10 protein-coding genes are annotated in these 13,092 nt (G+C 71.0%); 3 read left to right on the plus strand and 7 right to left on the minus strand.

What is annotated here, in order from left to right:
• Window positions 1–30: 30 nt before the first annotated feature.
• From B0I33_RS08655 to B0I33_RS08670, 4 genes are read right to left on the minus strand one after another with little or no spacing between them, the layout of a single operon-like run.
• On the minus strand, window positions 31–792 hold the full coding sequence (locus tag B0I33_RS08655) for an SDR family NAD(P)-dependent oxidoreductase (protein WP_245900505.1): 762 nt from the start codon (window positions 790–792) through the stop codon (window positions 31–33).
• A 28-nt stretch (window positions 793–820) separates the two neighbouring features.
• The gene (locus tag B0I33_RS08660) at window positions 821–1,594 is read right to left on the minus strand and encodes an SDR family NAD(P)-dependent oxidoreductase (RefSeq protein ID WP_106178032.1); all 774 of its coding nucleotides are present in this window, start codon (window positions 1,592–1,594) and stop codon (window positions 821–823) included.
• Window positions 1,591–3,045 carry an APC family permease gene (locus B0I33_RS08665; protein ID WP_106178033.1) on the minus strand — a complete coding sequence of 485 codons (1,455 nt, stop codon included), beginning with the start codon at window positions 3,043–3,045 and terminating at the stop codon, window positions 1,591–1,593. The genes B0I33_RS08660 and B0I33_RS08665 overlap by 4 nt, the downstream gene beginning before the upstream one ends.
• Window positions 3,046–3,079: 34 nt before the next feature.
• Window positions 3,080–3,844 carry a MoaF C-terminal domain-containing protein gene (locus tag B0I33_RS08670; RefSeq protein WP_106178034.1) on the minus strand — a complete coding sequence of 255 codons (765 nt, stop codon included), beginning with the start codon at window positions 3,842–3,844 and terminating at the stop codon, window positions 3,080–3,082.
• Between the two features lie 270 nt (window positions 3,845–4,114).
• Between B0I33_RS08670 and B0I33_RS08675 the strand changes: the two genes are divergently transcribed.
• Window positions 4,115–5,962, plus strand: a complete 1,848-nt coding sequence (locus B0I33_RS08675) for an amidohydrolase (RefSeq protein WP_106178035.1) — start codon at window positions 4,115–4,117, stop codon at window positions 5,960–5,962.
• Window positions 5,963–6,088: 126 nt separating this feature from the next.
• On the opposite strand, the gene B0I33_RS08680 is transcribed toward B0I33_RS08675, so the two are convergent.
• The gene (locus B0I33_RS08680; RefSeq protein WP_106178036.1) at window positions 6,089–6,454 is read right to left on the minus strand and encodes a nuclear transport factor 2 family protein; all 366 of its coding nucleotides are present in this window, start codon (window positions 6,452–6,454) and stop codon (window positions 6,089–6,091) included.
• A gap of 266 nt (window positions 6,455–6,720) precedes the next feature.
• On the opposite strand from B0I33_RS08680, the gene B0I33_RS08685 reads away from it, so the two are divergent.
• Window positions 6,721–9,714 (plus strand): 3-keto-alpha-glucoside-1,2-lyase-like domain-containing protein, encoded by a 2,994-nt coding sequence (locus tag B0I33_RS08685; protein ID WP_106178037.1) that lies wholly within the window; start codon window positions 6,721–6,723, stop codon window positions 9,712–9,714.
• Window positions 9,715–10,005: 291 nt separating this feature from the next.
• Here the strand turns inward: B0I33_RS08685 and B0I33_RS08690 are convergent, their stop codons facing one another.
• Both B0I33_RS08690 and B0I33_RS08695 read right to left on the minus strand, forming a co-directional pair.
• Entirely contained in the window at window positions 10,006–10,857 is an 852-nt protein-coding gene (locus tag B0I33_RS08690) for a flagellar basal body-associated FliL family protein (protein WP_146147470.1), read from the minus strand.
• 348 nt (window positions 10,858–11,205) lie between these two features.
• The gene (locus tag B0I33_RS08695; RefSeq protein WP_106178039.1) at window positions 11,206–11,796 is read right to left on the minus strand and encodes a TetR/AcrR family transcriptional regulator; all 591 of its coding nucleotides are present in this window, start codon (window positions 11,794–11,796) and stop codon (window positions 11,206–11,208) included.
• Between the two features lie 87 nt (window positions 11,797–11,883).
• Here B0I33_RS08695 and B0I33_RS08700 point away from each other — a divergent pair, with 87 nt between their 5' ends.
• Window positions 11,884–13,092, plus strand: a complete 1,209-nt coding sequence (locus B0I33_RS08700; RefSeq protein ID WP_106178040.1) for an MFS transporter — start codon at window positions 11,884–11,886, stop codon at window positions 13,090–13,092.

Consider the following 13,092-nt stretch of genomic DNA (forward strand, 5'->3'; position numbering starts at 1 on the left):
CTCTTTCCTCGGGGGTCGAACGTGCGCCGCTCAGGCGGGGAAGGCCGAACGCGCCGAGTAGCCGAAGTCCACGGTCAGCGCGGTGCCGTGGATGCCCGCGGACCGCGGCGACGCCAGGTACAGCACGTGCTCGGCGACGTCCTCGGGCCGGTGGACGGGGTAGCCGGCGTCGGCGAAGCCGGTCCGGCCGAGGTCACCGCGGCTCATCGGCGTGTCCACGATCGAGGGGCAGACGGCGTTGACCCGCACCTGGCCCGCCGTCTCCACCGACAGGGCCCGCGCCAGCTGGACCACGGCGGCCTTCGCCGCGCAGTACGGGACCATTCCCGGGGCGGCGACCAGCGCCGAATCGCTCGCGACCAGCACCGCGCTGCCCAGCGGCGAGCGGCGCAGGGCCGGGAGCGTGTGTTTCAGCGTCAGGTACGCGCCCGTGACGTTCACGGCGAGGACGCGCTGCCAGTCGGCGAGGGACACCTGCTCCAGGCTGGTGCCGACCGGGCCGGAGATCCCGGCGCAGGTGACGACGACATCGATGCGGCCGAGCCGGTGCAGCGCCGACTCGGCGGCCGAGCGCACCGAGGTCTCGTCCGTGACGTCGGTGGTGGCCGCCATCGCCGGGACGGCCCGGCCGCGGAGCGCGTCCGCCTGTCGCTGTGCGCGGTCGCCGTCGAGATCGAGCAGCACGGGGGTCGCGCCCCGGTCCGCCGCCAGGCGGGCGACCGCGGCGCCGATGCCGCTCGCGGCGCCCGTGACGAGGACGACGGCGCCGTCGAGGTCGGGTGAGGTGGGCACGGTGGGCTCCATCGCGGGTGGGCGGTCGTCAGCCGAACGCCAGGGTGGGCACGTCGACGATGTGGGCGCCGCCGTCCACCACGAGCGTCGCGCCGTGCACGTACGCGGCGTCGGGTCCGAGCAGGAACGCCACCACACCGGCGATCTCCTCGGGTCGCGCGGGCCGCCCGAGCGGCACGTCGCGGGTCACCGTGGCGTAGGCGGAGTCGACGTCGGCCGCGCCGCCGCGCTCAACGAGCGTCCGCATCTCCTCGTCGGCCATCGGCGTGCGGACCCAGCCGGGACAGACGGCGTTGACCCGCACGTGGCGGCCGTAGTCGCGCGCGAGCGACCGCACGAGCCCGAGCAGCGCGTGCTTGCCGACCGTGTACCCGGCCGTCTCCGGTGCCGCCCGCAGGCCGGAGAGCGAGGAGACGACCACGATGCCGCCGCCCGACTCGGCCAGCGGCCCGAGCGCCTCGCGGGTGGTGACGAAGGCCGTGGTGAGGTTCGCGTCCAGGCTGGAGCGCCACGCCTCGTCGCTGGTGCGGCCGACCGGGTCGTAGCCGTGCCCGCCCGCGTTGGCGACGACGCCGTCGAGGCCGCCGTAACGCTCACCGATGGTCGCGACGACGCGCCGCATGGCTTCGCCGTCGGTGGCGTCGGCGGGCATCGCGACGATGCGCGGGTGCGCCGACGCGACCTCGTCGAGCGGTTCCCGGCGCCTGCCGGAGACGATAACGTCGGCGCCGTCGTCAGCCAGCCGGGTGGCGATCGCCGCTCCGATCCCGGTTCCGCCGCCGGTGACCAGATAGGTACTCACTGGCTCACCTCGGTGGCCGCGGGCAGGTGGGCGACGCGGTCGAGGTCCTGGTCGAGGGCGGCCCACACGGCCGGCCTGGAGCCGCGCAGCCAGAGCGCCACCAGGACGGCGAGGACGGCGGCGACCGGCAGCAGCCAGGGGAGCAGGGCGATGATCGGGCTGTCGCTGCCCGCGAGCTCGGGGAAGTTGCCGAACGCCAGCGCCGTGACGGCCCACAGGCCCAGCCCGCCGAGCAGCGGCAGCACGAACGTGGGCAGCCAGCGCGGGTCCCGCACGCGCCGGAAGTGCACGACGATCGCGGTCGCGGCGATCGCCTGGAGCACGACGATGCCGAGGGTGCCGATGCCGGTGAAGGCGGCGACGAGGTTCGCGATCGGGTCGAGGCCCGTGACCGCGTAGGCCATGGCGACCAGCGTCGCGAAGGTGAGCTGCGTGGTCGAGGCGACGACCGGAGCGCCGTTGCTCCGCCGGGTGCGCGCCAGCGGGCGGGGCAGCACCCCGGTGCGGCCCAGCGCGTACAGGTAGCGGGTCGCGGAGTTGTGCAGCGCGAGCAGCGCCGCGAACAGGCTGACCACGAGCAGCAGCTGCATCGCGTCGGTCATGCCGCCACCGAGGTACTCCGCCGAGACCGTGAAGACGAGGTCGCCCGCGGCGAGGTGCTCGAGCGCGATGTCGCCCGCCTCCCGCGCGCCGAGGGCGGAGACGATCGCCCAGGTGGTGACGGCGGCGAAGATGCCGATGAAGGTGATCGCCACGTAGGTGGCCCTCGGGATGGTGCGCTTCGGGTCGCGGGCCTCCTCGCTGAACAGCCCGGTGGCCTCGAAGCCGACGAACGCGTTGGCGGCGAAGAGCAGGCCGAGCCCGATCGAGCCGCCCAGGAACACCTCGGGCAGGAACGGCTCGAACGAGTAGCCCGTGGTGAACAGGATGGCGATGTCGAGGATGATCAGGATCGAGACCTCCAGCACGAGGGCGACCCCGAGCACCTTGGCCGAGATGTCGATGCCGCTGCGCGTCAGCAGCCACACACCGGCGACGGAGATCAGGCTCCACAGCCACCACGGCAGGTCGAGGCCGAACACGTCGGCGAACACGATCGAGGTGAAGAAGCCGCTCGTGCCGACCGCACCGGCGACGAAGCAGTTGTAGCCGACCATGGCGACGAAGGCGGCGACCACGCCCGCCGTCCGGCCGAGCCCGCGCACGACGTAGGCGTAGAACCCGCCCGCGTTCACCAGTTTCTTCGCCATCTGGGCGTACCCGACGGCGAAGAGGAGGAACACGGCGGTGGCGAGGAGGAACATCATCGGCGTCCCACCGCCGGCGCCGACGGCGATGCCGATACCGCCGATGACGATGATGCCGGTCAGCGGCGCGACGGCGGCCAGGACGAGGAACACGACCCCGGGGACGCCGAGATGCCCCTGAAGTCTCGTTTCTGGTGTGGACAACGGTCCGCTCCCTTGCGGTCAGGACGCCGTGGCGTCAGTGCGCGGTGAAGTTGAGGATGTCGGCGCGTGCTCCGACGGGGAAGTTCACGATCGAACCTTCGTCGAAGGTGTCGTTGCCAAAGATCTTGCCGTCGGTGCGCAGGCCGTCGAGATCGATGAGGACCAGGCCGAGGGTGGGGACGATCTTCTCCCGCCAGACGAAGAGGGTCAGCCGGTCCCGGATGGCGACGTGGTGGCACCGGTCGGTGTCGGCGAGTCCTTTCTCGACTCCGCGCAGGCAGTGCCACGTGTACAGGTCCGGGGTGAGGTAGATGTGTTCGTAAACCTCGTTCGGCGAGTACGTGTACCTGGTACGCAGGCCGACGAGGTCGGCCGTCGGCGCGTGCGGAACGGCCGCGGGCCCGTCGATTCCACCGTGGACGATGCGTGCCGTCACGCCGGTCGGCTCGGCTCCCCTGCGCACCCGGGTGTACGCGGCCTCCGCCCGCGTCGCGGCGTCCGGGAGCCGTCCCTCGACGAGCGTGGCCGCGCCGGAGCCGACGTCGAGGACGAACGTCGTGGACACCTCGTCGGCGACGCCGTCGACCAGGTAGACACCCGTCCGGATCGAGGTGACCCGGACGGGGACGTCGGTGTGGCCGCCCCAGGACGCGGTGCCCTCGCCGATCCGGAGGGTGACCGGCGCGTCGAGGCTCAGGGCGAACGTCCGCCCGGCGAGGTCGGTCGTCTCCTCGAGGACGTTCGCGTCGGGGGCGAACCCCTCGCCGAGGGCGCCGACCGGGATGAACGATTCGCTCATGGTTCTCCTCGTCTTCGCGTGGTGCGGCCGGATCCCGAGGACGGTAGGTATCCGTGCCGGGGATACCTAGGACACGAGTGCACGGGTCTTGTCCACGGCGGCGTTCCCGCGGCGCCCGCCGAGCCCGCGGGGTCGTCCGCGTTCACAGACAAGCGCCGCGCAGCCGGGTGCAAGACGGGGCGGCCGGATGGATCTCACGATGCCTGGCAATCGGCTGGCGCCCTCGCGACGGTGCGAGGCCGGCGTGGCAGCGTGGAGTAGGAGGTCAGGATGACCGCACGACCGAGGAACGTCCGGCGTCGCCGGTTTCTGCAGGGGGTCGGCGCCGGGATCGCGCTCGGCGCGTTCGGTGGCACGGCCCAGGCGGCGGCGCATCCCGGGCACGGCAACGCCTTCGGGCACGGCAAGGCGGATCTCGTGCTGTTCAACGGCGACATCCTGACCATGGAACGGGGACGCGGGCCCGCCGAGGCCATCGCCATCAAGGACGGCGTGGTCCAGGCCGTCGGGCGGACCCGGGAGCTGCGGCGCCTGGTGAACTCGCGGACCGAGGTGGTCGACCTTCGCGGGCGGACCGTGCTGCCCGGCATCAACGACGGGCACTTCCACCCGCTGGGCCTCGGGACGGGACAGCCTCCGCTGACGCTCGACCTCAGCCGGGACGCGGTCGGTTCCATCGCCGACATCCGCGACCTCGTCGCCGAGGCCGCGCGGGACAAGGAGCCGGGCGAGTGGATCCGCGGCTTCGGCTGGGACCAGGGTTACCTCGCCGAGGGGCGGTACCCGACCCGGCACGACATCGACGAGGTCTCGCCGGAGAACCCGGCGGCGCTCCGGGAATGGTCCGGGCACGCACTGTGGGTGAACTCGAAGGCACTCGAGCTCGCCGGCATCACGCGCGACACCCGGCCGCCGCTCGGTGGCGAGATCGTCAAGGACGGCGACGGGGAACCGACCGGGCTGCTGCTGGAAGGCGCCGCCGGTCTCGTGAACGCGGTCATGCCGGACTTCACCGAGGAGGAGAAGCGCCGGGGGATGCGGGTGGCGGTGGACATCATGCACCGGCACGGCATCACCTCGGTCACCGACGCCGGTATCGACCTGGGGTCCGTCCGGCGGTACCAGGAGATGCTGGAGTCGGGTGACATCCGCCAGCGCTGCACGATCATGATCGCCGCGTCCAGCGCGGGTGACCTGCGTGAGACGTTGCTGGCCGCCAGGGAGCTCGAGACCGATCCCGCGTGGCTGAACGTGAGCCAGGTGAAGATCTTCGCCGACGGGGTGCCGACCCAGGCCCGGACGGCGTGGGTCTCCGAGCCGTACGTCGGCGGCGGCCACGGCGGGCTGACGCTGCCCGGGGGGTCGGTGGAGGAGCAGCTGTCGATCCTGAACGGCTGGGTCATGACGGCGCACGAGCTGGGCTTCCAGGTGGGCACGCACGCGACCGGCGACCGGACCATCCACGCGGTCGTCGACGCCTACCAGGCGGCCGTCGAACGGTTCGGCGGCGCGGGGCTGCGGCACTACGTCATCCACGGGGATCTGACGAGCCCGGGCGACCTGCGGCGGATGGCCGACCTCGGCTTCGCGGCGAGCTTCAACCCGCAGATCAAGCGGTCGTTGTCCCACCAACTGGTCGACGTGCTCGGCCGGGAGCGCACGGACTACCAGTGGCCGTACCGCACCGCGCTCGACCTCGGCGTCTCGATCGCCAGTGCCTCGGACTCGCCCGTGGTGGGCATGCCGAACTTCCGCGCGGGGCTGGCGGCGATGCTGACGCGAAAGAGCCTGGCGACGGGCGAGGTGTTCGGAGCTGAGGAGATCATCGGCCTCGGCGAGGCCCTCGCCACCTACACGACCGCGGGCGCGTGGCAGGACCACGCCGAGCGCTGGAAGGGCACGCTCGGCAGGGGCATGGCCGCCGACCTCGTCGTGCTCGACGGGAACCTGCTCCGGACCCCGCACGAGGAGATCGTCGACCTGCCGGTCGGCATGACCGTCGTCGGCGGTGACGTGGTCTACGACGCCGCGACCGCCAAGCCGGTCCGGACCGCCTCGGCCGCGTCCGCGGCCAGCGGGCTCGCGCGGTACATGAGCACCGGCTGCTGCCACGGCTGAGGACTCCGTCGTTCCCGGCGCGCCCGGTGTCCACCGTGGACACCGGGCGCGTTGCCGGATGGCGAGGGCACACCACGACGTGGCCGGGACGACGGGTTCCCGGCGGCGGAGGTCGTCACGCCGTGCTCAGTCTCCGGGCGGATCCAGGACAGTCGCGATCAGCTGGGTGTCGGCGTACTCGGTGAGCTCGCGTATCCGGCCGTCGACCACCCGGCAGACCCAGCAGTAGGTGTTGTGGTACGGGGCGCCGCCCGTGGTGGTGTTCTGGCCGCGGGCCTCGACCACCACGAGGTCCCCCTCGGCGACGAAGCGATGGGCGACCACGACGGTTCTTCCCTGGAGCCGGGAGCCGAGCGGTCGCAGCAGCTCGTTCAGTACGGCCGTCCTGCCCGCGTACACGCCCGACCACGCGGTCGTGCCGATGACGGTCCAGCGGACGTCGTCGGCCAGGCAGTCGAGGAACGGCCTGGCCTGGAGCGCACACCAGGTCAAGAGCCGAACGGGTGCCGCCCGGGAGCACGGCGCTCGAGCCCGGCACGCCTTCCGATGCCTCGTCACCTGAGGTCACCGCCTGGGTATGGACAGTGAGGACCACGCTCACGCTCGGGACACGCACAGTTGACCAGGAGCCAGCGACACTAGTCCTTTTGCACTAAATCATCAAAAGAACGTCTCAAATGTGCAGAAGTGTCTTCCGCTGTGCGTCGATCGGAGTAAGGATGCGGGTCGTCGGGGGTGCACGTCTTCAAGGAGGAAGAATGTCCTTACGCTCGCGTCCTCGGCGCAGAAGAGGTCTGGTCGGCCTCCTCTGCACCGCGGTGCTCGGTTCCCTGGTCGCACTCCTGCCACCGTCCGCCGCCGCGCAGGCCGACCTCCCGCCGCAGGAGCCCGGCGTCACGCTGCGCACGTACGACGTCCAGGTGCCCCTGAGCGAGATCTGCACCATCAAACCGGGACAGACCCCGAACGTCGACAAGCTCATGCCGGTGATCGACTGGCGCACGGCCGACGACTTCGGCTTCGAGAGCAACTTCGTCTCCCACGCCATCGCCAACCTGAACGTCCCGGTCGACGGCACCTACACCTTCCGGCTGACCAGCGACGACGGCTCCCGGCTCTACATCGACGACCAGCTCGTCGTCGACAACGACGGCCTGCACGCGGAGGAGCCGAAGGACGGTTCCGTGGAGCTCACGGCCGGCTACCACTCGCTGCGGATCGAGTACTTCGAGGCAGGCGGCGAGCAGGTGCTCCAGCTCGCCTGGCGGACCCCCGGCGCGGCCGACTTCGCCGTGGTGCCCAACTCGGCGCTCAGCACGGAAGCCGACGTCGTCCGGGTGACCGCACCCGGCCGCAAGGAGTGCGAGGGCGTCACCGACACCCCCGGCGACGGGCTCCCGCTCAACGACGTGAACCCGAACTACACGCTGACGAACCTGCGCCCGGACGGCTTCGAGCCGCAGGTGTCCGCCATGGACTGGACCAAGGACGGCCGCCTCGTCATCGCCACCTGGGGCGGCAGCCAGACCGCCCAAGGTGAGGTGTTCATCCTGGACGGTGTCACGGGCCAGACCGACCCGAGCCGCGTCACCTACAAGAAGGTCGCGAGCGGACTGCGTGAGCCGATGGGCCTCGCGGTCGTCGACGGCACGATCTACGTGTCGCAGAAGCACGAGCTCACCGAGCTGCGCGACACCGACGGCGACGAGGTCGCCGACGAGCACCGGACCGTCGCGACCTGGCCGTTCGGCGGGAACTTCCACGAGTTCGCGTTCGGCCTGCTGTACCGGGGCGGGCACTTCTACCTGAACCTGTCGGTCGCCATCGACTACGGCGGCGCGACGACGAACCCGCAGCCCGCGCCCGACCGCGGCACCACCATCAAGGTCGACCGGCGGACGGGCGAGGTGGAGTACCTCGCGGGCGGCCTGCGCACGCCGCACGGCATCGGCTGGGGTCCCGGCAACAACCTGTTCGTGACCGACAACCAGGGCGGCTGGCTGCCCGCGTCAAAGCTCGTGCACATCAAGCAGGACCGGTTCTTCAACCACTACACCAACCCCGAAGGCCCGTTCGACGACAACCCCGTCACCAAGCCGGTGCTGTGGCTGCCGCAGAACGAGATCGCGAACTCGCCTTCCATGCCGGTCATGCTGAAGTCCGGGCCGTTCCAGGGGCAGCTGCTGATCGGTGACGTCACCTACGGCGGGCTGCAGCGCGCGTACCTGGAGAAGGTGCACGGCGAGTACCAGGGCGCGGTGTTCCGGCACACCCAGGGCCTCGAGTCCGGCATCACGGAGACAACCATCGGGCCGGACGGCGCGGTCTACGTCGCGGGCCTCGGCGCCGGTGGCAACTGGGGACAGGCGGGCAAGCTCACGTACGGCCTGCAGAAGCTGACCCCGAACGGCGCCAACACGTTCGACATGAAGTCGATGAAGGCGACCCGTGACGGTTTCCGGATCACCTACACGAAGCCGCTGTCCGAGGAGACGGTCGCGAAGCTGGCCGACAGCTACCAGGTCCAGCAGTGGCGCTACGCGCCGACGGAGGCGTACGGCGGGCCGAAGGTCGACCAGGAGACCCTGAGCGTCTCCGGCGTGCAGGTGTCCGATGACCGGATGTCCGTCACGCTGCGCGTGGACGGCCTGCAGCGCGACCGGGTGGTGCACCTGCGTTCCCCGCGCCCGTTCGCGGCGGCCGACGGCTCGGAGTTGTGGAGCACGGAGGCGTGGTACACCCTCAACGCGATCCCCGGAGCGCAGGAGGACCAGGTGTTCTACGAGGCCGAGGAAGGCCGCCGCGAGGGCGGTGCCGGGGTGAACACCGACCACCGCGGCTACTCGGGCGTCGGGTTCGTCGACCGGTTCGGCAACGCGGGCGCGTCCACCACCATGCACGTCGAGGTCGGCAACACGGCTGACTACGACATCGGCCTGCGGTACTCCAATGGCCCGCACCCGTTCTCCGGCGAGAAGTCCGTGAGCATGTACGTCAACGGGGAGAAGGTGCGGCAGGTGGCGCTCCCGACCACGGTGACGTGGGAGGAGTGGGCCACGAAGACCGAGCGGGTGCGCCTGCACCAGGGGATGAACACCATCCAGTACCGGGTCGACGAGGGCGACACCGGGCACGTCAACCTCGACCTGATCAGCGTGCGTGAGGCGGGGGAGCGGATCACCCTGTTCGACGGCGGCGATCTCACCGAGTGGCAGCACACCGACGGCCGGCTCGCGAGCTGGCCACGGGTCGGTGACGGTGCCATGGAGGTCTGCTGTGGTGACCTGCGTACGAAGGACGCGTTCGGTGACTTCCGGCTGCACGTGGAGTTCAAGGTGCCGCAACTGCCGCCGGACGTGACCGGGCAGGACCGCGGCAACAGCGGGGTGTACCTGCAGGAGCGGTACGAGATCCAGATCCTCGACTCCTACGGCGACACCACGCTCGCGAACAACGAGGCGGGCGCGATCTACAACCAGAAGGCGCCCGACGTGAACGCCGCGACACCGCCGGAGACCTGGCAGACCTACGACATCACCTACCGCGCGGCCCGGTACGACGCCGCGGGGAACAAGGTCGAGGACGCCCGGGTGACGCTGGTGTGGAACGGCACGGTGGTGCACGACAACGTGGCCATCACCGGACCGACCGGCGGCAACATCCCGGAGGGCCCAGCGACGGGCGCGATCCGGTTGCAGGACCACGGTAACCCCGTGCAGTACCGCAACATCTGGATCGAGCCGCTGAGCTGACGGCGGTGGGGCCCGGCCAGCAGGCCGGGCCCCACCCCTGCTGCCCCGCCGCGGGTGGTCGCTCGCACCCGATGGACCCCGATCGCACGCCGGCCGGGGTCCTGTGGCTGGACGGCGGCCGCCCTCAGTCCGGCACTCACCACTCGCGGGCCGCGATTGTGGTGCGACCTCGCCGAATCAGCGGACACACCGACCCCCACACCAGTCATTCGTGCTCCTCGATACGCGTCGGATCGACCGGTGCGCCGACGCGGCAGCGGCGGGCAACTTTGCTCGGCACGACCCCGGCTCTCAGCCTCCGGGAAGCACGGGCAGCGAGGGGGCTGCCGAACCGCCCGGTTGCTGTTGTCCACCGGCCGAAGGGTCGATCTTGAGTATCGCCAGCTGAGCCAGCCGCATCAGCGGTTGCGTGAACTGCCCCTCGTCGAGCCCGTCGTGGTTGTAGTGGAACGTGACCGTCACGTTGCGGTAGAGAATGGACAGCTGGGCGGCGGCGACCCCGCCACTGCTGCCCTCGATCTCACGGAACCGGTCGTCGTTCGCGTTGGGAACCCCGATCGCGCTACCGGGCTTGCGGCGCAACTCCTCCTTCGCGTTGTCCACACCCGACTGGGCACGGTAGGCGCCTGGATGGTCGGCCTTGTGCAGTCGTGTCGTCACCGAGAGGTGTGCCGCGGGCTGCCCTTCGTCCCGGTAGGTGTCCAGATTGGAGTACATGCACTGCGCGTCTTTGGCGTAGTCCTTGTCGCCGCTGAGCCCACCGCCGCCCTCGGTGGTGAAGGTGCCGGGGACAAGGTGGCTGATCTCGTTCTCGGTGAACATCCCGCAGCCCATCGGCGCATCCGCGAGGTCGAGGGAGGTGTCGAGAGGGGGCGGATCGTCGGAGTCGCTCAGGTACCAGAGCCAGTACCCGCCGAACGCCAGGCCGAGTACGACGATGGTGGCGAGAACGCCGATGAGGATCCCGCCCTTGCGCCCGCGCTTCTGCTTCGGAGCCCCCGGAGGCGCGCCCTGCCGGTAGTGCTGCTGGTCAAGGTGCGGAGGGTACTGCCGGCCCTGCTGGTACTGCTGGTACTGCTGGGCGTAGTGCTGTTGGTACTGGGGATTCCACTGGCCCGGATTCGGCTGCTGTCCAGTCCCCATGTCCCCCCGCCCCATGTCCACCGAAGAGAATGCCCGCCGTTCCCTGGACCGGCAGGCTCACCGCAGGCCGCCCCTCGCGGCCGGACCTCCGCTGCCGCAAGGCTAGATCGCCTGCGACTCCCCGCTGTCAGGTGAACACCCGACAACGGGGTCACGGTTCGGTGTCCTCGGCGAGGTCTGCCGAGACCGGCGACCGCCTCGCCCGGCCGTCCTCGATCCCGTCGGCGGGAAGCGGAACGACAGCAGGCCGCCCTGGCCGCGATGTGCGCGTCAGGGCCGCGAACCCCGTCGGCCGCTCGTCCACGGCGCGGCCCGACCCATCGACCGCCCCCGGCCGGGCGCCGTCGTTCAGGGTGTGTGTCCGGTGGCGAGGCGCCGGGCCGCGGTGACCACCGCGGCCCGGCGCTGCGCGACGTCGGCGGCACCGGTCCCAGTGGTCATGCGTGCGATGTGCGGCGCGGCGTGCCACCAGGCCGCCAGCGCCATGATCGAGAACAGCAGGGCGCCCGGGGCGAGATCGGCGCGCAGGACGCCGTCGGCCTGGGCCTTGGCGAACCGCTCGACCTTGGCCCGGTAGTACTCCGATCGCGCGGCCTCGTCGACGACCTCGCCGGATGTGGTCAGGCCCTCCCAGAGCAGGAGCCGGACGAGCTCGGGGTGAGCCACGTGGTAGTCGAAGATCCGGCCCGCGTAGTCACCGACGGGATCGTGGTGTGCCGGGTCGAAGACGACGGATCCGGCGATTCGCTCGCTCTCGGCCGCGAGCACTCTGGTGAACAGGGCGCGTTTGTCGCCGAAGTAGTTGTAGATCCGCTCCTTGTTGATTTTGGCGCGCCTGGCGATCCGGTCGATCGTGGTGCCGGTGGGTCCGTACTCGGCGAACTCCTCCAGCGCCGCGTCGAGGATCTTCTGCTTCGTTGCGGCGGTGTCCCAGGCCATGAGGACAGCATAATTCCAACTTGCGCGTTGGAGACAGCATGTGGCATATTTCCAACGAAATAGTTGGACTTCGCTGGGAGACATCTGATGCTCACGTCCCATCCGACCGGCCTGGTCCGGGCCGCCGCGCTGCCGAGTGGCCGGATCAGGAGCGTTGCCGGCACGGTCGGTGTCCTGGTCGCGGCGGTGTTGCTCGCCGTCTCGCACATCTACGTCACGATCCCGCTCGTCCCGGCCGTTGCGGGTGAGTACGCCACGACCGTGGCCGCCGCGGGCTGGATCGGCAGCGGCTTCGGTTTCGCGTTCGCCGTGGGCAACCTGGTGTTCCCGACGGTCTCCGACTTCGTCGACCCGCGCCGCGTGATGGCACTGGGGCTCCTGGCCGTTGCCGGCACCGGAGTGGTCGCCGGGCTGGCCCCGAACCTGACCATCCTGATCGCCGCCCGCGCCGTCCAGGGGTTCGTCGCGCCGGCGGTGCCCCCCGTCGCACTGGCCTACCTACCGCGGGTCGTACCCGACCGGTTCCGGGCAATGGCCCTGGCCGTGCTCTCGAGTTGCTTCCTCCTGTCGGGCATCCTGGGGCAGGCGTGGTCGTTGTCGATCGGTGCCGCCTTCGGGTGGCGCTGGTCGCTCGGCGGGCTGGTGCCGCTGCTGGTCGTCGTCGCGGCCCTGGTCATGATGCTGCCCGCCGCCTCCCGGCCCGCCGCGCCGGGATCGTTCCGCACGGTGCTCGGCACGCTGGCGGGCATGCTCCGCAAGCCGCAGATGCTGGCCGCCTACACCGGGGCGGTGGCCTTCCTGCTCACGTTCGTCGGCATGTACGTCGCGCTCCAGGCCTCGAGTGCCGAACTCGGTGCGGCCGATCCCGTCACCGGCTTGCTGCTGCGCCTGCCCGGACTCCCGGGGATCGTGGTGGGCCTGTTCGGCGGCTTGTTCATCGGCCGCTGGGGTCCACACCGGACCGGGGCCGGGGCGTTCCTGGTGGCGGCCGCCGGTCTCGGCATCGAAGCGGCGGGCGGCCCGTTGTGGCTGGTCCTGACCGGCAGCGCGGTGTTCGTCGCCGGACTCGCCGTCGCCGTCCCCGCGGCGGTCACCCTCGTCGGTATCGCCAGCGGACCCGCACGGGGTGCCGGGATGGCCGGGTACGCCTTCCTCGTCGGCGCAGGCGCCAGCCTCGGGCCGTTGCTCGCCGGTGCGCTCACCGGCGCCGGGTTCGCCGTGACCTGCGGGGTGCTGGCCGTGATCCTGCTCGTCCCGGCCGCGGCGTTCGGCGCCTCGCGGCGGGCGAGCGCCTGA

This window comes from Prauserella shujinwangii, from assembly GCF_003001955.1.
Taxonomy (GTDB): domain Bacteria; phylum Actinomycetota; class Actinomycetes; order Mycobacteriales; family Pseudonocardiaceae; genus Qaidamihabitans; species Qaidamihabitans shujinwangii.